Below are 19,978 nucleotides of genomic sequence, written 5' to 3' on the forward strand. Positions count from 1 at the left end.
GGCTGAGTCCAATCTCTTTCGGGGGACGCGTCGTCTGGGAGACGCGCGTCAGTCCCGGGGCAAGCCCGGGCACGGCATCACGGCCCGCTATGAACGGGATGTCTTCTCTCAGTCTACGGGCAAGCCGTGCGAAGAGTTCCCGGCGGCCCGCCGCCGGGCAGCCGCTCACCGCCAGTCGGCCAGGACGTCGTCCTCATCCCCCGCGTCGTCGCCACGGGGCGACGACGTATCGAAGAGCGTTGCGCTATAGGCGAACGGCGCATCCGGTGGGACGGGCAGCCCGAGGTGCCCGTAGGCGGCCGGTGTCGCGATGCGCCCGCGCGGCGTGCGGCCCATGAGCCCCTCGCGGACCAGATACGGCTCGGCAACCGTCTCCACCGTCTCGGGCTCCTCCCCTACCGCGATGGCGAGCGTCGAGAGCCCCACGGGACCACCGCCGAACTTGGTCGCGAGCGCCGTCAGGACGGCGCGGTCGAGCCGGTCGAGGCCCCGCGCGTCGACCTCGTACATGTCGAGCGCCGCGGCGGCCGAGCGTGCGTCGATGCTCTCGATCCGGTGCACGAGCGCCCAGTCCCGCACGCGCCGCAGGAGGCGGTTGGCGATGCGCGGCGTGCCGCGCGAGCGGCCCGCCACCTCTGTGAACGCCGCGGAAGTGACCCGGAGGTCAAGCAGCCCCGCCGAGCGCCGGAGGACCAGTTCGAGTTCCTCGACGGAATAGAACTCGAGGTGGCCCGTGAAGCCGAAGCGGTCGCGCAGCGGACCGGGCAGGAGGCCGGCCCTCGTGGTCGCGCCCACGAGCGTGAACGGTGGCAGATCGAGCGGGATCGCCGTGGCGCCCGCGCCTTTGCCGACCACGATGTCGACGCGGAAATCCTCCATGGCCATGTACAGCATCTCCTCGGCGGGCCGGGACATGCGGTGGATCTCATCGAGGAACAGGACCTCGCCCTCGGAGAGCGAGGAGAGGATGGCCGCGAGGTCTCCCGCGTGCTGGATCGCGGGACCCGAGGAAATGCGCAGCGGCGCGTTCATCTCCGCCGCGATGATCATGGCAAGCGTCGTCTTGCCGAGGCCCGGAGGGCCCGACAGCAGCACGTGGTCCGCGCTGCGTCCCCTCAGCCGGGACGCCTCAAGCACGAGTGAGAGCTGGCGGCGCACACGCTGCTGGCCCACGAAGTCGTCGAGGTGCTTCGGCCGGAGCGCCGCCTCGATGACGCGCTCCTCCGGCTCCTCGCCACTCGAGACGAGGGAGGGCTCAGCCACGGGCACCCACCTTGGCGGGGGTCCGTGGGCCCTGCCCGAGCCAACGGAGCGTGGCGCGGAGGATCTCCGGCACGCTTCCGCCCTCCGCGAGTTCGGGGCGGTCCTCGAGCGCGCGGTCGATGCTCGCCGACGCGTCCTTCTCCGACCATCCGAGCGACGTGAGCGCTTCAACCACCTGCGGCTTCCAGACCCCCTCCGTGCCCTGGGCGGACGACGGCGCCGGCTCGCCCGGGGTGCCCAGCGGAACGAGTTTGCCCTTGAGTTCGAGGACGAGGCGCGCGCCGACCTTGGGCCCGATCCCGGGCACCTTCGTGAACGCCTTCGCGTCCTCGGAGTGCGCCGCGACACGGACCGCCTCCGGGCTGTGCACCGCGAGCACCGCGAGGGCGAGTCGCGGCCCGACCCCCGCGACGCCCAAGAGCACCTCGAACACCTCACGCTCATCAGGCGAAGCAAATCCGTAGAGCGTGAGGGACTCCTCGCGCACCACGAGGAGCGTCTGCACCGTGCCCTCTTCGCCGGCCCGGAGCCCCGCGAGGGTCCGAGGCGTCGCGGCGAAGGACATGCCCACTCCCCCGACGTCGATCACCGCCGCCGAGAGGCCCACATGAGCCACCGTGCCGCGCAAGAAGCTGATCACCGCTCAACGACCCTTCTGCCGTCCGAACACATCTACGAATAATCTAGCGTCGGAGTCCGACAGAACACGTCAGGAGCCGCGGCGCGCCTCAGGTTCTGCGGCGCGCCTTCGACTCCGCCGCTGGCCCGACCGCCCAATACTCCGCGCGCCTCAGGTTCTGCGGCGCGCCTTCGACTCCGCTTCTACCCATGCCCGCTGTGCCGGCGTCATCGCGGTGGCCGTTATCGCCGTCGTCCGTCCGACGGCGGAAGGCGAGCCGGGCGCCGAGCCGCGCCACGCATGGGCGAGCGCGAGGGCGAGCGCGTCGGCGGCGTCGGCGGGGCGGGGGGCGGCGTCGAGCCGGAGGATCTTCGTGACCATGCGCGTCACGGCCTCCTTGTCGGCGCGGCCGCTGCCCGTGACCGCCGCCTTGACCTCGGACGGCGTGTGCAACGCGACCGGAACGCCGCGGCGCGCCGCGGCCGCAATGACGACTCCGGACGCCTGCGCGACGCCCATGACAGTGCTCACGTTGAGCTGCGAGAAGACGCGCTCGACCGCGACGACCTCGGGCTCATAGCGCTCGAGCCAGTCATCGATCGCGTTTGCGATGACGAGGAGGCGCGCGTCGAGCGGCTGCTCGGCCGACGTGCCGACGACGCCGACCCCGACGAGGGTCGCGCGGCGGTCCCGGGCCACGTCGACGACCCCGAGGCCGCAGCGGGTGAGGCCCGGATCGACTCCGAGTACGCGAAGGTTCACGGTTCCGGCCACGGCGAGGTCACTCGGCCTCGAGGGCCGCCATGACCTCCTCGCTCATGTCCGCGTTCGTGTAGACGTTCTGGACGTCGTCGAGGTCCTCGAGCGCGTCGACGAGCCGCAGGAACTTCCGCGCGCCGTCGGCGTCGAGCTCGACCTCCATGGACGGCACGAACTCAGCCTCGTCGGTCTCGTACTCGATGCCGGCCTCCGTGAGCGCGTCGCGGATGCCCTGGAGGTCGTGCGGCTCGGAGTAGACGATCCAGTTCTCGCCGCCGTCCTTGACCTCCTCGGCGCCCGCGTCGAGGACGGCCATGAGCACGTCGTCCTCGGACAGGCCGTTCTTGAGCAGGCTCACGACGCCCTTGCGGGTGAAGAGGTAGCTCACCGAGCCCTGGTCGGCCATCGAGCCGCCGTTGCGGGTCACCGCGAGGCGCACGTCCGCCGCGGCACGGTTCCGGTTCTCGGTGAGGCACTCGATGAGGAGCGCGGAGCCCTGCGGGCCGCGGGCCTCATAGGAGATCTCGGTGTACTCGATGGACTCGCCGGTCAGCCCCGCGCCGCGCTTGATCGCGCGGTCGATGTTGTCATTCGGGACGGAGTTCTTCTTGGCCTTCGAGACGGCGAGGTCAAGGGCAGGGTTGCCGGACAGGTCTGGCCCGCCGAGTCGCGCCGCGACCTCGATCGTCTTGATGTACTTGGCGAACGCCTTCGCACGCTTGGCGTCGATGGCCGCCTTCTTGTGCTTGGTGGTAGCCCATTTGGAGTGGCCGGACATGCCTACGCTTCTCCCTTGATCATGCGGATGAAAAGTTCATGGACCCGCCGCTCGCCCGTCACCTCAGGGTGGAACGATGTCGCGAGCAGGTTTCCTGAACGGACTGCGACAATTCTAGACCGGCCGCCCAGCGTGGCCGTGTGGGACGCGTGCTGGGGGTCGACTTCCGCGAGCACCTCGACCGAATCGCCCACGCGCTCGACCCACGGGCCGCGGATGAAGACCGCATGCACTGGGCCGCCCGACTGATCGATGTCCTTGAAGTCGAGATCCGTCTCGAACGACTCGCGCTGGCGGCCGAAAGCGTTGCGCCGCACCGTAATGTCGAGGCCGCCGAAGGTCTCCTGCGGCTTGCCCGAAAGGTCCTGGGCAGGGTCAGCGATCTCGTTCGCGAGCAGGATCATGCCGGCACACGACCCATAGACCGGGAAGCCCTCCGCGATCTTGCGCTTCAGCGGCTCCGCGACGCCGAACGCCCGCGCGAGCTTGTCGATTGTCGTCGACTCGCCGCCCGGGATGACGAGCCCGTCGAGGCCGTCGAGCTCCTCGGCCCGCCGCACCGTCACGGCACGCGCACCGAGAGCCGTGAGCGCCACGACGTGTTCGCGGACGTCGCCCTGCAGGGCGAGGACTCCGACGCGCAGCTCAGGCTGGACAGACCCAGGCTGGGCGGCGGCTTCGGCTGTAGCGGGGTGCTCGATGGGCGCGGAACTCACCTGTCTAGTCTAGTCGTGAGGCCTCATCGGCCCGCGCCAGGCACCGGCCCGGCGGGTCCGGCACGGATCGCGCCGGTAGCATGGACGCCGGACCGACTGACGACAACGAAGAGGATTGCCACATGTGCGGTATCGCCGGCTATTACGGGTTCGGTCAGGATCAGGCTCTGCTCGAGACCATGAACAGCTGCATCCAGCACCGGGGACCCGACGGCGAGGGCTATTTCATCGACGACGTCGCCGAGGGAACGGTGGGCCTCGCCCACCGCCGCCTCGCGATCGTCGACCGGGCCCACGGGCAGGAGCCCATGATCAGCGCCGACGGCGAGACGATCCTGGTCTACAACGGCGAGGTCTACAACTATCGCGAGCTGCGCGCGGAACTCGAGGCCTTGGGCCGCACGTTCGCGACCGTCTCGGACACCGAGGTGGTGCTCCAGGCGTTCGAGGAGTGGGGCACGGACGCGTTCGACCGCTTCAACGGCATGTTCGGGCTCGCAATCCTCGACCGCAAGAACGGCCGGCTCGTCCTGGCCCGCGACCACTTCGGCATCAAGCCCCTCTACTGGGCCAACGCAGGCACCGAGCACGAGCCGCAGCTCCTGTTCGGCTCGGAGATCAAGCCGCTCCTCGCGACCGGCAAGATCGAGGCGAAGCCCAACGAGCGCATCCTCTACCGCTACCTGCGCTTCCGCATCCACGACGACACCGCCGAGACGTTCTTTGACGGGGTCAACAAGCTCCTCCCCGGCGAGATGCTCACCGTCGACCTCACGTCGGGGCGTTTCCGGATCTCGAGCTACACGCGCCTCCGCGAGGAGCTCGAGGAGCTCTCGAAGGTGGATACCCCGTACACGCCCGCGGTGACGGACGACTACCGCAAGCGGTTCACGGAGGCCATCCGCATCCGCCTCAACTCCGAGGTCCCCGTGGGCAGCGCGCTCTCCGGCGGGCTCGACTCGTCCGCCGTTGTCGTGACCATCAACCGCCTCATGCAGGAGAACGCGGAGGGCCTCGAGGCCGTCGGCGCGAAGCAGAACACGTTCAGCGCCGTCTTCCCCAACGCGATCAACGACGAGGAAGCCTATGCGGACGCCGCGATCGCGGTCTGCAGCGGCAACATCGAGGCGCACAAGATCAAGCCGACGCCGGAGAGCTTCGACGCGGACCTCGAGGACTTCGTCCGCACCATGGAGGAGCCGATCATCTCCTCGGGCCCGTACGCGCAGTACTGCGTCATGAAGGAAGCCTCGAAGCACGTCACGGTCCTGCTCGACGGCCAGGGCGCCGACGAGATGATGGCCGGCTACATCCCGTACTACTTCGCGTACCTGCGCCAGCTCAAGGACGACGGCGACCTCGCGACGCTCGCCAAGGAATCGTCGTCGAGCCTCGACATCTTCTACCGCCTGGGCCGGTTCCGGCTCAGAGGCATGGCGAGCGGCAAGAAGACCGTCTCGATGGCGACGCTGCTCAAGAAGGACTGGGCGCAGCAGTTCACCGGCGAGGCGTTCGGGAACATTCCTGCGAACCTCAAGCTCCGCCTCATCGACGACCTCTTCGCCAAGTCCCTCCCGTCGCTCCTGCGGTACGAGGACAAGAACACCATGCGGTTCTCCCTCGAGGGCCGCGTGCCGTTCCTCGACAAGGAAGTGGTCAAGTACCTGTTCAGCCTCTCGGACGAGGCGATCATCAAGGAGGGCTGGAACAAGCGCATCCTGCGCGACGCGACGCGCGGCCTCCTGCCGGAGATGATCAGCAATCGCCGCAACAAGATCGGCTTCACGACGCCTGAGGCGGAGTGGTTCAAGCTCATGAAGGAGCGGATCTACAAGATCTTCATGTCGAACTCCTTCTACAGCCGCCCCTACTGGGACCGCGAGCAGGTCCTCACGGCGTTCGAGGAGTACCTCAACGGCAAGAACGACGCCGACACAATGATCTTCTGGCGGCTCCTCAACGTCGAGCTGTGGTTCCGCGAGTTCATCGACAAGGACGAGGCCCCGGCGGACGTCAAGGTCAACAAGAGCGACTACGAGGCCAACCCCGGCAAGGAGCTCGACATCGTCTCCGCCGGGCAGAGGTTCCGCCGCTACCCTCTCCAGACCGAGGTGTTCGCGCGCGACACAGCCCTCGAGCCCGCAGTGGCCGGCTACGTCGAGCGATTCTTCGCGGGCCTCTCCGTGGCGCCCGAGGGGACGCGCGCGGCGGTCGACGGCCGGCCGTGGTACGCGCTCGTGAGCGAGAAGATCGTCGCCATCACGCAGGGCCGTTCGTTCCCCGTGTGGGAGATCGAGGTCTCCCCCGCCGCCCGCGTGCTGAGCAGGTTCGTGACGCGCACGCCCGCAGGGATCGGGCTCGGGAGCCCGTGGTCGATGCAGATCGCGATCGACGAGGTCGGGCTGCCGCTCATCGTGAAGGCGGCCGCGGCTTCGGTGGTCGGCAAGTTCCAGGGCAAGAGCGGCGTCTTCTACGACGTCGTGGGCCACAACATCAACGCGATCGACGGCGCGACCCCGTACAGCCTGGGTGCCGCGAGCAACTCGGTGAAGCTCGCCCCCAAGGATCCGGACGGCGTCGCGCGCGCCATCAGCGCCGCCGTGCGGGCCGCCGTCCCGGCCGACGCCGCGGCGACCTTCGGCGGGACCGCGATCATGGACGCGAACGATCTCGGCGTCGTCGTCATGGGCCACGACACCGCCCTGCCGAAGGAGACCATCGCCGGGATGTTCAAGGACAACCCGCAGGGCCAGGGCTCGCAGGCCACGCCCATGTCGCTCGTCTTCACGCAGGAGAGCACGGCCGGGGAGAGCCTGCCCCGGGGGTAGCCCCCACGGGGACTGGCCCCCACGGCGTCCGTCGCGGCCCCGGGTTCTTGCCCGGGGCCGCGGTGCGTGAAAGGCTCCTTTCATGGCCAACCCCCTCCTGACTCCGAGCTCCCTTCCGTACGGGCTTCCCCCGTTTGCCGCGATCCGTGACGAGCACTATGCCGAGGCCGTGGACGCCGGCATCGCCGAACAGCTCGCGGAGCTCGAGGCCATCGCGGGCTCGACCGAACCGCCGACGTTCGAGAACACGGCTGCGGCGATGGAGCGCAGCGGGCGGCTCCTCACGCGAGCGGTCGCCGCCTTCATGACGATGGTGTCCTCCCACGGGACCGAGCCGATCCGCGAGCTCGAAACGCAGCTCATGCCCAAGCTCAGCGCCCATCAGGACGCCATTCTGCTCGACCGGCGGCTCCGCGACCGCTTCGCCGCGATCGACGTCTCCGGCCTCGATTCCGAGTCCGCGCGCCTCGTCGACGAATGGCTCAACGACTTCCGACGCGCGGGAGCGAACCTCGACGACGCAGGCCAGGCGCGCCTGCGCGAGCTCAACGCCGAACTCTCGCGCCTCGGCACCGAGTACGGCCAGCGCGTTGCGCAGGCCATCAACGATGCGGCAGTCCTCGTGACCGACGAGGCCCAGCTCGCCGGGCTCAGCGATGACGACCGCGCGAGCGCCGCGCAGGCCGCCCGGACCGCGGGGCACGAATCCGGCTGGCTCATCACGCTCATCCAGCCGACCGGACAGCCACTCCTCTCCGTCCTCGAAAACCGCGAGCTGCGGCGGCGCGTGTTCGAGGCGTCGGTGGCACGCGGGAGCGCGGGCGGCGAGACGGACGTGCTCGTTCTGGTCCAGGACATGGTCCGCCTCCGCGCCGAGAAGGCCGCGCTCCTCGGCTACGCGAGCTTTGCCGACCTCGCCGTCGACGATCAGACCGCGCCGTCTTTCGAGGCTGTCCACGCGATGCTCGCGCAGCTCGCGCCCGCGGCGGTGCGGAACGCCGCCTCCGAGGCACAGCAGCTCGCCGAGGCGGCGGGCCACGCGCTCGAGCCGTGGGACTGGTCCTTCTACTCGGCGGCCGTGCGGCGCGACAAGTACGCCGTGGACGAGAAGGCGCTCCGTCCGTACTTCGAACTCGAGACCGTGCTGCGCGACGGGATCTTCTTCGCGGCGGGCCAGCTCTATGGCCTCCGGTTCGAGGAGCGCCCGGACCTCCAGGGCTACCACGAGGATGTGCGCGTGTGGGAGGTCTTCGACGCCGACGGCGCTGGCCTCGGGCTCTTCCTCGGCGACTACTTCACGCGAACCACGAAGCGCGGCGGCGCGTGGATGAACGCCCTCGTCGAGCAGTCGGCCCTCACGGGCGACCTGCCCGTGGTCATCAACAACCTCAACGTCCCGAAGCCGGCGCCCGGCGAACCCGCGCTCCTGACCCTCGACGAGGCCCGCACGGCGTTCCACGAATTCGGCCACGCGCTGCACGGCCTGCTCTCCCACGTCACGTTCCCGAAGTTCTCGGGCACGAACGTGCCGCGCGACTTCGTCGAGTACCCGTCCCAGGTCAACGAGATGTGGCTCCTGTGGCCCGAGGTCGTGGCGAACTATGCCCGGCACCACGAGACCGGGGAGCCGCTCCCCCAGGCCCAGATCGACGCACTCGACGCCGCGAGGCTGTGGGGCGAGGGCTTCGCGACCACCGAATACCTCGGCGCCGCACTCCTCGACCTCGCATGGCACCGGCTCGCGGCGGGCGAGGACCCCGGCGATGTTCTCGAGTTCGAGGCAAAGGCGCTCGCCGAGGCGGGCATCTCGGTTCCGCTTGTCCCGCCGCGGTACCGCACAGGGTACTTTCAGCACATCTTCGCGGGCGGGTGGTACGCCGCGGGCTACTGGTCCTACATCTGGAGCGAGGTTCTCGACGCGGACACCGTCGAATGGTTCAAGGAGAACGGCGGCCTCACGCGCGCCAACGGCGACACGTTCCGCGGCGAGCTCCTCTCGCGGGGGTTCTCGCGCGATCCGCTGGATTCGTTCCGTGCCTTCCGGGGCAGGGACGCCGCCGTCGCCCCGCTCCTCGCGCGCCGCGGCCTCGGCTGATCCTCCGCACCGGGTCCTTCTCCTCTGACGTGGGGCTTCGTGGTGCGCGAAGCTGGGAGGAGAGCCGAGGGGACCGTCGATGCACGTCTTCAAGGACCGGGCAGAGGCCGGCCGGGAACTCGCGCGGGCACTTCTCGGGCACCGCGGCGAGGATCTCGTGGTGCTCGGGCTCCCCCGTGGCGGCGTTCCGGTCGCGTTCGAGGTTGCCATGGCGCTCGAAGCCCCGCTTGACGTCATCGTGGTGCGCAAGCTGGGCGTGCCGTTCCAGCCCGAGCTCGCCATGGGCGCTCTCGCCGAGCATGACGCTCGGGTCATCGATCCGCGCGTCGTGCGTCTTGCCGGCGTCTCGGAGCGCGAGCTCGCGGCAGTCGAGGCGACCGAACGCGAAAGGCTCGCGCTGCGGGCGGCGACGTTCCGCGCCGCGCGCCCCGCGGAGCCCCTCGAGGGACGGATGGCGGTTGTCGTCGACGACGGCATGGCAACGGGTTCGACGGCGCGCGCGGCCTGCCGCGCGGCGCGGGCAGTCGGGGCGGCGCGCGTGATCCTGGCGGTCCCGGTCGCCGCCGCCGATACGCTCCGGGCCTTCGGAGACGCGGACGAGGTGGTGTGCCTCGCCGCACCCGAATCGTTCATCGCCGTGGGCCGGTACTACCGAGACTTCTCCGCAACCGACGATTCCGGCGTGCTGCAGCTCCTCGACGCCGCGTCGCGGCGCGCTCCGACGGAGCATGTCGAGGCCCGGCCGGTCGACGAGGACATCACGATATCCGCCGGCGCGGCCCAGCTCTCGGGGCGCCTCCACCTCCCGTCGCGCGGCGGCGTCGTGGTGTTCGCCCATGGAAGCGGCAGCAGCCGGCACAGCCCCCGCAATCGTGCCGTCGCACGGGTCCTCGAGCGCGCCGGCCTCGGAACACTGCTCCTGGATCTCCTCGACCCGAACGAGGAGCTCGACCGGAGCGCCGTGTTCGACATCGGACTCCTCGCGAGCCGCCTTCGCGCCGCGACCGAATGGCTCCGCGCGGGCGTGGCGGCAGGACGCGACGTCGGCTACTTCGGCGCGAGTACGGGCGCCGCTGCCGCGCTGTGGGCCGCCGCCGAGCCCGGCGCCGGGGTCGCGGCGATCGTCTCCCGCGGCGGCCGGCCGGACCTCGCCGGCGCGCGACTCGCCGACCTGAGCGCGCCGACCCTCCTGATTGTGGGCGGGGCCGACCGCCAAGTCCTCGGCCTCAATCGCGACGCGGCGGTCCAATTGCGCTGCCCGCACCGGCTCGACGTGATCGCCGGGGCGACACATCTGTTCGAAGAACCGGGCGCTCTCGAGCAAGTCGCCGCGCTCGCGAGTGAATGGTTCACGCGACACCTCGACCACGCCTAACCCGGCTTCCTCGCCGGTCCACCCGGGGCGGACCACTGATACCTGTAACGACAGGTCCTCCCAGCTCCACCAATGCGGGACTACCGTCGATTTTCGGGAGCGGGATTGCTCCCGTGGAACTCCTGGAGGTATCGCATGGCAGATCAGAAGAGCCGAGCGCAGCAGTTGGTGGGCGATGTCGCGCCCAAGTTGGCCGAGCTGACGGATGAGGTGCTGTTCGGCGACGTGTGGGCACGGCGGGAGTTGTCGCGTCGGGACCGTAGCCTGATCACCGTTGCGGCTTTGACGGCCCTTGGGCGTATCGACCAGCTACGTTCGCACTTCGGCCTCGCGCTGGACAACGGAGTCACCGAAGAGGAGCTGGCCGAGGTCTCGACCCACCTGGCGTTCTACGCCGGATGGCCGGCGGGCATGAGCGCGGCGACCACGTTGAAGCAGGTCCTCGATGCCCGCTGAGCCGCGGGCGGCCGGTCCGATGGTCATCGTACCGACGCTGGCCACGGTGAAGGCTCCCTCGGAGCGGTTCACCGGAGACGCCTGGGTCGACGGCATCACCGGCGAGGCAGCTCCAGGCTCTGCGACCCTCGCGACCGTGCGGTTCTCCCCCGGCGCGCGGACGGCGTGGCACGTGCACGAGAACGGCCAGACCCTGCACGTGTCCGGCGGGGTCGGGATCGTCCAGTCCAAAGACGGGCAGACCGTCGTGATGCGCACCGGCGACACCGTGATGACGCCGCCTGGGGTGTGGCACTGGCACGGTGCGCTTCCGGACTCGTTCATGTCTCACCTCGCACTCTCGGTCGCAGGAGGCGAGGTTGAGTGGGATGAGCAGGTCGGCGACGATGAGTACGAGGAAGCCGTGAAGAGCCCTACGGGTCGAGACTGAACGGCCGATCAACGTCCGCGCAGTCCACGAGATCAGGTCCCGCACCCTTCGTGGGTGTGGGACCTGATCTCGTTCTGGGTTTGCCTGGACTCAGGCCTCGGGGATGTCCCGGTGGAATGCCTCAAGGGTCACTGCCGCAGGGTCTGGTCCGCCGCGCACGCCGGTGTCGAGAGCGTCAATGCGTGCGAGTTCCTCGGTGCTGAGTTCGAAGCCGAACACGTCGAAGTTCGCGGCGATGCGCTGCGGGTTGACGGACTTCGGGATGGCCGAGCGACTCTCCTGCAGGTGCCAGCGCAGCATCACCTGAGCCGGGGTCTTGCCGTGCGCATCAGCGATTTCGCCGATCACGGGGTCGTTGAAGGTCGACCGGCTGGCGTCTCCGCGGTAGCTGGTGATCCCGCCCATCGGAGACCAGGCCTGGGTGAGGATCCCGTGCTGGGAGTCAGCCTTCTGCACGTCCGGCTGGGAGAAGTACGGGTGTACCTCGACTTGGTTCACGGCCGGGACCACGGTGGTCTCGGTGAGCAGCCGCTCGAGTATCTCGGGCATGAAGTTGCTGACGCCGATCGCACGGACCCTCCCGTCGGCGAGCAATTTCTCCAGGGCCTTGTACGCACCGATGGTCTTCTCGAAGTCGGCGGTCAGCGGCTGATGCAGCAGGAGCAGATCGATCTGGTCGACTCCGAGCTTCCTGGCGGACTTGTCGAAGGAGTGCAGGGCCTCGTCGTAGCCGTAATCGCTGATCCACAGCTTGGTCTCGATGAAGACCTCGGACCGGTCGAGCCCTGACCGGCGGATGCCCTCGCCGACCTCGCGCTCATTGAAGTAGGACGCCGCCGTGTCGATCAGCCGGTAGCCGACGCGCAGCGCCTCAGCGACGGAGGACACTGTCTCTTCTGGCGGAGTCTGGAAGACACCGAAGCCCAGGGCGGGCATCTGGACGCCGTTGTTCAGGGTGATTTTCATGCATTCTCCTCGTGTTTGGTCTGTGAAGTCTCAGCGGCGAGGCTGCCCAGCAGCCTCAGCCGCTCCTCGCTCGGGGTCCCGGGCTCGGCCGTGTAGCCGAACATGAACCACTCGGGATTCGCGGGAAAGTCCATCGCCTCATACACCAGCTCAAGGTCGCCGACCTCGGGATGGTGGATGCGTTTTATCCCGGTCCGATGGTGCCGGACCTTGTGCGCGGCCCAACGCAGCCGGAAGTCATCGCTGCGCGTCACCAGTTCACCGATCAGGTCGGTCAGGCGCTTGTCCCTCGGGTTCTGGCCGGCGTAGGTGCGCAGCGAGGCGACGATGTCGGAAGCGTTCTGCTCCCAATCGGGGAAGAACACTCGCGCTGCCGGGCTGAAGAACGTGAACCTGGCGGTGTTCCCCAGGCTCGCCGGATCTTCCAGCACGGGCGTGTAGAGGGCCCGGCCCTGCGCGTTGCCAGCCACGAAATCCATCCGACGGTCCCGCACCCACACGGGCATCGCGATCGCGTCGATGAACCGTTGAAGGCTGGGACGGAACGGCTGCTCCACCGGGCGCTTGCGCCGTCGGGCCGGCTGTGGACCAGCAGCCTCGGCCATGGCGTGAAGGTGATCGGTCTCCGCCTCGTCCATGCGCAAAGTTCTGGCAATGCTCTCGAGGACCTCAGCGGAGACGCCGCGCAGGTCTCCGCGCTCCATCCGGGCGTAGTACTCGACGCTGACACCGGCAAGCATCGCCACTTCTTCACGCCTGAGGCCGGGAACCCTGCGACGGGAGCCGCCGAGGATTCCCGCCTGCTCCGGAGTGATCCGGTCTCGCCTCGTGCGCAGGAACTCGCCCACCGCATTTCGTTGGTCCATACGTAAAACGCTACGGCCGCTTTCAGTCGTGTGGGAGGAACTGTCAGTGCACCGATAACCGGTCCCTTCTTCGCTCTCTACAGCGTTGCTTGCATTGAGGAAGTCCCACCGCGCAGAACCGAAGAGGAATATGTCCGCGACCAGTTCCCCCACCCGTATGACGGCTACCGCCAGGCCGCGCATGTCGCTGGCCGTCGCGATGCTTGGATTCTTCGTCGTCGCCCTCGACGCCCAGATCGTGAACGTCGCACTCCCCCACATCCGCGGCGAACTCGGCGGAGGGCTGTCCGGCCTCCAGTGGATCGTCACCGGCTACACCCTGATGTTCTCCGCCTTGCAGCTGTTCGGCGGAACGATCTCCGACCGGATCGGTGCGCGCCGCGCTTACGGCATCGGCATGGTCGTGTTCGTCATCGGATCGGCCGCTTGCGGTGCGGCCCCAAGCCTTGGCATCCTGACCGCCGGCCGTGTCGTGCAGGGCATTGGGGCGGCGATGATCACCCCCACCTCGCTGGCACTGATCCGCGAAGCGTTCCACGACGCGGTGCAGCGAGGCCGGGCGATCACCTACTGGGCGCTCGGCGGATCCGTCGCCGCGGCGGCCGGGCCGGTCCTCGGCGGGGTGCTCACCCAGTTCGGCTGGCGCTGGATCTTCTTCGTCAATCTCCCCGTCGGCGCCGTCGCCCTCCTCGTCCTCGCCCGGGTCGCCCCGTCCGCGTGCAGCGTCATCCGGTTCGACTGGACCGGGCAGATCGCCGCGATCGCCGCACTCGGCGGACTCACCTTCGGTATCATCGAGGGCGGCTCGCTCGGCTACACCGCACCTCAGGTGCTGGCAGCGTTCGTCCAGGCCATGCTCGGTGCTGTCGTCTTCCTGATCGCTCAGGCACGCGGACGTCACCCGATGATGCCACTGGACCTGTTCCGCTCCGGCACGGTGTCCACAGGTCTGGGCATCGCCTTCGTCACGATGGCAGCCTTCTACGGAGTCGTGTTCGTCCAAAGTCTCTACTTCCAGGAACAGCGCAGCGTGAGTTCGCTGCTCACCGGCCTGCTGTTCCTGCCGATGACCGGACTGGTGGCTCTGCTCAACCCCTTCGTCGCCCGTGCCATGGAACGCATGGGGAAGATCGCGACCACGATCGGTGGAATGGTGCTGATGGCGCTCGGTCTCATTGCTCTGTCCCTGCTGCCTGTGGATGCACCGATCGTGGTCAGCGCGCTCCTGATGGTGCCGGTCGGGCTTGGCGGGTCCTTCACTGTTCCCCCGCTGACGGCACTCATCCTGGACCACATCCCCGCCGAACGGGCAGGCACCGCCAGCGGAGTATTGAATACCGCCCGGCAGATGGGGGGCTCCCTCGGCATCGCCATCTTCGGTGCCGTCCTCGCCGTACAGCCCGCATTCCACGCCGGGCTGCGCACCGACTACCTCGTCACCGGCGTCGTCCTCATCGTTCTCGCGGGCGCCACACTCCGACTCCGCAAGACTGCCTGAGGGGGAGGGGCTCACTGCGATGACCGAACCACCACGCCGGACCATCGTCCAGAAATCACGAACATCAAGGAGATTCAATCCATGAGCGACATTCAGAACACTGGCCGCGCCGCGGTCATCACCGGCGCGTCCTCGGGCATCGGCGCGGCCACCGCGCGTGCGCTCGCTGCCGACGGCTACCAGGTCGCCCTGCTCGCACGCCGCCTGGACCGCATCGAGGCCCTTGCTGCCGAACTGGCCAATGGGTCGATCGCGATCCAGGCCGACGTCACCGACCGAGACCAGCTCCTCGCTGCCGCCCAACGCGTCCAAGATGAGCTTGGCGGCGCAGACGTCCTCGTCAACAACGCAGGCGTCATGCTGCTCGGCCCGTTCTCCCCCGAGCAGCATGACGACTACCGCATCATGATCGAGGCCAACCTGCTCGGCTCCATCACAGCGACCGAGGTATTCCTCAACCAGCTCAAGGACGGAGACGGCGGTGATCTCATCAACATCTCCTCAGTCGCCGGTCGGACCGCCCGGGCCACCAACGGCGTCTATGCCGCCACCAAATGGGGCCTCAATGGCTGGTCCGAATCGCTCCGTCAAGAGCTACTGCCCGAAGTCCGTGTCACCCTGATCGAACCAGGCGTCGTCGACACCGAACTGCCGACCCACATTACCCACCACGCCACCCGCGAAGCCGTTCAGAAGGGCTACGACGCGGCGACCGTCAAGCCCGAAGAGATCGCCGAAGTGATCGCCTTCGTCCTCTCCCGTCCCCGTCACCTCGCCATCAACGAAGTCCTTCTCCGCCCGGCCGACCAGCTCGGCTGAACACCGGCACCGCGCGGATATTGCCAGGCTCTATCGACGAAGCCCCCAAGGCATCAGCTTTGGGGGCTTCGTCGCGACAGCTTCCGATCTGGATTACCAGCCGCGCTCGGCGAGGCGGTGAGGCTGAGGGATGTCGTCGACGTTGATGCCGACCATGGCCTCGCCGAGGCCGCGGGAGACCTTGGCGATCATGTCCGGGTCGTCGAAGAAGGTCGTGGCCTTGACGACGGCGGCCGCGCGCTGGGCCGGGTTGCCCGACTTGAAGATGCCCGAGCCGACGAACACGCCGTCCGCGCCGAGCTGCATCATCATGGCCGCGTCGGCCGGGGTCGCGATGCCGCCCGCGGTGAACAGCACGACCGGGAGCTTGCCCGTCTCGGCGATCTCGCGCACGAGTGCGTACGGGGCCTGGAGCTCCTTGGCCGCGACGTAGAGCTCGTCCTCGGCCATCGTGGTGAGCCGGCGGATCTCGGCGCGGATCTTGCGCATGTGAGTCGTCGCGTTGGAGACGTCGCCCGTGCCTGCCTCGCCCTTCGAGCGGATCATGGCCGCGCCCTCGTTGATGCGGCGGAGCGCCTCGCCGAGGTTGGTCGCGCCGCACACGAACGGCACGGTGAACTGCCACTTGTCGATGTGGTTCTCGTAGTCGGCCGGGGTCAGGACCTCGGACTCGTCGATGTAGTCCACGCCGAGGGACTGGAGCACCTGGGCCTCGACGAAGTGGCCGATGCGGGCCTTTGCCATGACGGGGATCGACACGGCGCTGATGATCGCCTCGATCATGTCCGGGTCAGACATGCGCGAGACGCCGCCCTGGGCACGGATGTCCGCCGGCACGCGCTCGAGGGCCATGACGGCGACGGCGCCGGCGTCCTCGGCGATCTTCGCCTGCTCGACGTTGACCACATCCATGATGACGCCGCCCTTGAGCATCTCCGCCATGCCGCGCTTGACGCGGTCGCTGCCGGTGGTGGGAGCCGAGGAGTTTGCTTCAGTAGACACGTACTCGTCTTTCTATTGGCTTCTCACTGGAAGGGGGCCCTGCGAGAAGGACCTGAAAAATCCTTGGGGTGAACCCCAGTCTATCGCCGCACGGGGCCCGCCGTGAGCGGTGCGACGCGCCAGAACATCCCGTCTTGGGATGGCCAACTGCACAGCCTGATTCAGCGGGTCCTCAGGCCGGGCCGGACTCGGTGCGGGCCTGGGCGCGCACCGCGAGGATGCGCTGGACGACCGTCACCGCGCTTGCGAGCGCGAGCACAACGAAAGTCCAGAACAGGAACGGCGTGGGAAGGCCGAGTCCGCACAAGCCTGCGACCACGAGGACGGACACGAGCCGCTCGGCGCGCTCGGCGATCCCGACGTTCGCCGTGAAGCCGAGCGATTCCGCCTTGGCGCGCGCATAGGAGACGAGGCCGCCAAGCAGGATGGCGACGACGGCGAGGCTTCCCGTCGCGAGATCGTGCCCACCGCCGAGGTACCACAGCGCGAGGCCGAGGAAGATCGAGCTGTCCTGAACGCGGTCGAGGGTCGAGTCGAGGAAGCTCCCCCAGCGGCCCGTGCGGCCCGCGATCCGGGCCATGATGCCGTCGACGACGTCCGAGAACACGAAGAGCGTGATCACCACGACGCCCCAAAACAGCTGGCCGAGCGGGAAGAGCACGAGCGCGGCGAGGCTCACGCCGGCCGTGCCGGCAAGCGTCACGGCGTCCGGAGAGACGCCGAGCTTGAGCAGCACGCGGGCGAGCGGCGTGAAGAGGCGCGTGAAGAACTCGCGCGCGTGTCTATTCAGCACTGGTGGCCTTCCCGCCGTCGCGCGCGAGCTCCGAGTGGGCGTCCACATCCCGGGCGGCCCCGTTCTGGGGCCAGGCCTCGGCGATGAGTCCGCGGGTCTCGTCGAGCGTCTGCGTGATCTGCTTCGTCTGGGCGATGATCGGCAGGAAGTTGCCGTCCCCGCCCCACCTGGGCACCACGTGCTGGTGGAGGTGCGCGGCGATGCCCGCGCCGCCGGCGTCGCCCTGGTTGATGCCCACGTTGAAGCCGTGCGGTCCCGCGACGCTCCGGATCACGCGCATCGCGGTCTGGGTGATCTCGGCCATCTCGGCCGTCTCTTCGGGAGAGATGTCCGTGTAGTCCGCGACGTGGCGGTACGGACACACGAGCAGGTGGCCGGGGTTGTACGGGAACAGATTGAGCACGGCGTAGCACGTTCGGCCGCGGTAGACGATGAGCGAATCCTCATCGCTCCGCCGCGGGGCGGCGCAGAACGGGCAGTCCTCCTGCTTGCGGAACTGCCCCTGGCCGCCCTTCACGTAGGCCATACGGTGCGGAGTCCACAGGCGCCCGAACGCGTCCGGGGCCGCGGGCAGCTCGAAGCTGTCCGTGACCTCGGCATCCGGCTGCGGCGTCGGGGCGCCCGTGGAATCCGTCACGTCAGAGGGCCCTCGTCCGCACGGCCTCGACGATCCGCTTGACGGCTTCGTCGACGGCCACGCCGTTGTCCTGGCTGCCGTCGCGGAAGCGGAACGAGACCGCGCCGGCCTCCGCGTCCTCACCGCCCGCGATGAGGACGAACGGGACCTTGTCCTTGCTCGCCGTGCGGATCTTCTTCGGGAAGCGGTCGCTCGAGGCGTCCACCTCGGCGCGGATTCCTTCGCGCTTGAGGCGAGCGACGACGTCGTCCATATAGTCGTTGAACGCCTCGGCGACCGGGATCGCGACGACCTGCACGGGGGCGAGCCACGCCGGGAAGGCGCCCGCATAGTGCTCCGTCAGGACGCCGAGGAACCGCTCGACCGAGCCGAAGAGCGCGCGGTGGATCATGACCGGACGCTGGCGCGTTCCGTCCGCGGCCTGGTACTCGAGTTCGAAGCGCTCCGGCAGGTTGAAGTCGAGCTGGATCGTTGACATCTGCCACGTGCGACCGATCGCGTCGCGGGCCTGGACGGAGATCTTGGGACCGTAGAACGCGGCCCCGCCCGGATCCGGAACGAGCTCGAGGCCGGAGGCCTCCGCAACCTCCGCGAGGGTGCTCGTGGCCTCCTCCCAGGCATCGTCCGAGCCGACGTACTTCTCGGGATCCTTCGTGGACAGCTCCAGGTAGAAGTCGTTGAGGCCGTAGTCCTTCAGCAGGTCGAGGACGAAGTTGAGCGTCGTAGTGAGCTCTTCCTTCATCTGCTCCTTCGTGCAGTAGATGTGGGCGTCGTCCTGGGTCATGCCGCGCACGCGGGTGAGACCGTGCACAACGCCAGACTTCTCGTAGCGGTACACCGAGCCGAACTCGAACAGCCGCAGCGGAAGCTCGCGGTAGGAACGGCCCCGTGAGCGGAAGATGAGGTTGTGCATGGGGCAGTTCATGGGCTTGAGGTAGTAGTCCTGCCCAGGCCTGCGGATGGTGCCGTCCTCGTTGAGCTCGGCGTCGACGTGCATCGCGGGGAACATGCCCTCGCGATACCAGTCGAGGTGGCCCGAGACCTCGTACAGGTGGCCCTTCGTGATGTGCGGCGTGTACACGAACTCATAGCCGGCCTCAGTGTGGCGCTGGCGCGAGTAGTCCTCCATGGACTTGCGGATGATGCCGCCCCTGGGGTGGAAGACCGGGAGGCCCGAGCCGAGCTCGTCTGGGAACGAGAACAGGTCGAGTTCCGCACCGAGCTTGCGGTGGTCGCGGCGCTCGGCCTCGGCGATGCGGTCCTGGTACTCCTTGAGCGCTTCCTTCGTGGGCCACGCGGTGCCGTAGATGCGCTGGAGCTGGTCGTTCTTCTCGCTACCGAGCCAGTACGCCGCGGCCGACCGGGTGAGCGCGAACGCGTTCGAAATGAGCTTCGTGTTCGGCAGGTGCGGGCCGCGGCACAGGTCGTGCCACACGGCCTCGCCACTCTTGCGGTCGATGTTGTCGTAGATCGTGATCTCGCCAGCACCGACCTCGACGTTCGCGCCCTCCTTCGCCGCGCCCTCAGACTGGTGGTCCTTGGCCCCGAGGATGATCAGCTTGTACGGCTCGTTCGCCATGGCGGCTCCGGCCTCGACCTCGCTCACCGCGCGGCGCTTGAAGATCTGATTCTGGTTGACGATCTTGAGCATCATCTTCTCGAGGGTCCGGAGATCCTCGGGTGTGAACGGCTCCTCGACGTCGAAGTCGAAGTAGAAGCCGTCCTTGATGTACGGGCCGATGCCGAGCTTGGCGTCGGGGCGCAGCTGCTGGACGGCCTGGGCCATGACGTGGGCGGTGGAGTGGCGCAGGACGTTGAGACCGTCCTCCGAGGCGATGTCCACGCCCTCGACGACGGCGCCACCCGGGATGGCCTGGTCGAGGTCCTTGAGAACCCCGTCGACGCGGGCGACGACGATTTCGCGGCGGCCCTCGAAGAGCTCCGCCCCCGTAGTGCCCTGCGTCACGGTTCGCTGTTCGCCGTCGACGGTCAAGGTGATCTGCTGGGCATCGGGCACGGGTGTCTCCTCTTCATCTGTCGGCTTCATAGCTTGTGGCATACGGGGACCACAGCCAGCC

At 68.4% G+C, this 19,978-nt stretch carries 18 protein-coding genes; 7 read left to right on the forward strand and 11 right to left on the reverse strand.

The annotated features are described in order from the left end of the window. Positions 1-165: 165 nt before the first annotated feature. From ruvB to pdxT, 5 genes are all read right to left on the reverse strand, one after another. Positions 166-1,263: a Holliday junction branch migration DNA helicase RuvB gene (gene ruvB, locus ACOKR1_RS11510; RefSeq protein WP_422933204.1), complete on the reverse strand. Its 1,098-nt coding sequence runs from the start codon at positions 1,261-1,263 to the stop codon at positions 166-168. Next, entirely contained in the window at positions 1,256-1,903 is a 648-nt protein-coding gene (gene ruvA, locus ACOKR1_RS11515) for a Holliday junction branch migration protein RuvA (RefSeq protein WP_422933205.1), read from the reverse strand. Before ruvA ends, ruvB begins: the two co-directional genes overlap by 8 nt. A gap of 150 nt (positions 1,904-2,053) precedes the next feature. Further along, positions 2,054-2,644, reverse strand: coding sequence for a crossover junction endodeoxyribonuclease RuvC (gene ruvC / locus ACOKR1_RS11520; protein WP_422936619.1), 591 nt, complete (start codon positions 2,642-2,644; stop codon positions 2,054-2,056). Positions 2,645-2,663: 19 nt separating this feature from the next. Continuing rightward, the gene (locus ACOKR1_RS11525; protein WP_415856127.1) at positions 2,664-3,419 is read right to left on the reverse strand and encodes a YebC/PmpR family DNA-binding transcriptional regulator; all 756 of its coding nucleotides are present in this window, start codon (positions 3,417-3,419) and stop codon (positions 2,664-2,666) included. Between the two features lie 2 nt (positions 3,420-3,421). Then, on the reverse strand, positions 3,422-4,120 hold the full coding sequence (gene pdxT, locus ACOKR1_RS11530; RefSeq protein WP_422936620.1) for a pyridoxal 5'-phosphate synthase glutaminase subunit PdxT: 699 nt from the start codon (positions 4,118-4,120) through the stop codon (positions 3,422-3,424). A 137-nt stretch (positions 4,121-4,257) separates the two neighbouring features. On the opposite strand from pdxT, the gene asnB reads away from it, so the two are divergent. From asnB to ACOKR1_RS11555, 5 genes are all read left to right on the forward strand, one after another. After that, on the forward strand, positions 4,258-6,963 hold the full coding sequence (gene asnB / locus ACOKR1_RS11535; RefSeq protein WP_422933206.1) for an asparagine synthase (glutamine-hydrolyzing): 2,706 nt from the start codon (positions 4,258-4,260) through the stop codon (positions 6,961-6,963). Positions 6,964-7,045: 82 nt separating this feature from the next. Further along, positions 7,046-9,058, forward strand: coding sequence for a M3 family metallopeptidase (locus ACOKR1_RS11540; RefSeq protein ID WP_422933207.1), 2,013 nt, complete (start codon positions 7,046-7,048; stop codon positions 9,056-9,058). Between the two features lie 79 nt (positions 9,059-9,137). Beyond that, positions 9,138-10,433, forward strand: a complete 1,296-nt coding sequence (locus ACOKR1_RS11545) for a phosphoribosyltransferase family protein (protein ID WP_422933208.1) — start codon at positions 9,138-9,140, stop codon at positions 10,431-10,433. A 135-nt stretch (positions 10,434-10,568) separates the two neighbouring features. Beyond that, positions 10,569-10,889, forward strand: a complete 321-nt coding sequence (locus ACOKR1_RS11550) for a carboxymuconolactone decarboxylase family protein (protein WP_422933209.1) — start codon at positions 10,569-10,571, stop codon at positions 10,887-10,889. Continuing rightward, positions 10,879-11,319 carry a (R)-mandelonitrile lyase gene (locus ACOKR1_RS11555; RefSeq protein WP_422933210.1) on the forward strand — a complete coding sequence of 147 codons (441 nt, stop codon included), beginning with the start codon at positions 10,879-10,881 and terminating at the stop codon, positions 11,317-11,319. The genes ACOKR1_RS11550 and ACOKR1_RS11555 overlap by 11 nt, the downstream gene beginning before the upstream one ends. 90 nt (positions 11,320-11,409) lie before the next feature. Here the strand turns inward: ACOKR1_RS11555 and ACOKR1_RS11560 are convergent, their stop codons facing one another. Then, the gene (locus tag ACOKR1_RS11560; RefSeq protein ID WP_422933211.1) at positions 11,410-12,285 is read right to left on the reverse strand and encodes an aldo/keto reductase; all 876 of its coding nucleotides are present in this window, start codon (positions 12,283-12,285) and stop codon (positions 11,410-11,412) included. After that, positions 12,282-13,151 carry a helix-turn-helix transcriptional regulator gene (locus ACOKR1_RS11565; RefSeq protein WP_422936621.1) on the reverse strand — a complete coding sequence of 290 codons (870 nt, stop codon included), beginning with the start codon at positions 13,149-13,151 and terminating at the stop codon, positions 12,282-12,284. The genes ACOKR1_RS11560 and ACOKR1_RS11565 overlap by 4 nt, the downstream gene beginning before the upstream one ends. A gap of 181 nt (positions 13,152-13,332) precedes the next feature. Here ACOKR1_RS11565 and ACOKR1_RS11570 point away from each other — a divergent pair, with 181 nt between their 5' ends. After that, positions 13,333-14,649: an MFS transporter gene (locus ACOKR1_RS11570; RefSeq protein ID WP_422933212.1), complete on the forward strand. Its 1,317-nt coding sequence runs from the start codon at positions 13,333-13,335 to the stop codon at positions 14,647-14,649. An 81-nt stretch (positions 14,650-14,730) separates the two neighbouring features. After that, positions 14,731-15,468: an SDR family oxidoreductase gene (locus tag ACOKR1_RS11575; protein ID WP_422933213.1), complete on the forward strand. Its 738-nt coding sequence runs from the start codon at positions 14,731-14,733 to the stop codon at positions 15,466-15,468. A gap of 93 nt (positions 15,469-15,561) precedes the next feature. On the opposite strand, the gene pdxS is transcribed toward ACOKR1_RS11575, so the two are convergent. The 4 genes from pdxS to thrS all read right to left on the reverse strand — a co-directional run bounded on the left by pdxS (position 15,562) and on the right by thrS (position 19,947). After that, positions 15,562-16,470, reverse strand: a complete 909-nt coding sequence (gene pdxS, locus ACOKR1_RS11580; protein ID WP_422933214.1) for a pyridoxal 5'-phosphate synthase lyase subunit PdxS — start codon at positions 16,468-16,470, stop codon at positions 15,562-15,564. A gap of 172 nt (positions 16,471-16,642) precedes the next feature. Next, the gene (gene pgsA, locus ACOKR1_RS11585; RefSeq protein WP_422933215.1) at positions 16,643-17,263 is read right to left on the reverse strand and encodes a phosphatidylinositol phosphate synthase; all 621 of its coding nucleotides are present in this window, start codon (positions 17,261-17,263) and stop codon (positions 16,643-16,645) included. After that, complete coding sequence (locus ACOKR1_RS11590; RefSeq protein WP_422933216.1) at positions 17,253-17,900, reverse strand: HIT family protein; 648 nt, start codon at positions 17,898-17,900, stop codon at positions 17,253-17,255. The genes pgsA and ACOKR1_RS11590 overlap by 11 nt, the downstream gene beginning before the upstream one ends. A 1-nt stretch (position 17,901) precedes the next feature. Beyond that, complete coding sequence (gene thrS / locus ACOKR1_RS11595; protein WP_422933217.1) at positions 17,902-19,947, reverse strand: threonine--tRNA ligase; 2,046 nt, start codon at positions 19,945-19,947, stop codon at positions 17,902-17,904. Between the last annotated feature and the right edge of the window lie 31 nt (positions 19,948-19,978).

Source organism: Sinomonas sp. P47F7 (assembly GCF_049332655.1).
Lineage (GTDB): Bacteria > Actinomycetota > Actinomycetes > Actinomycetales > Micrococcaceae > Sinomonas.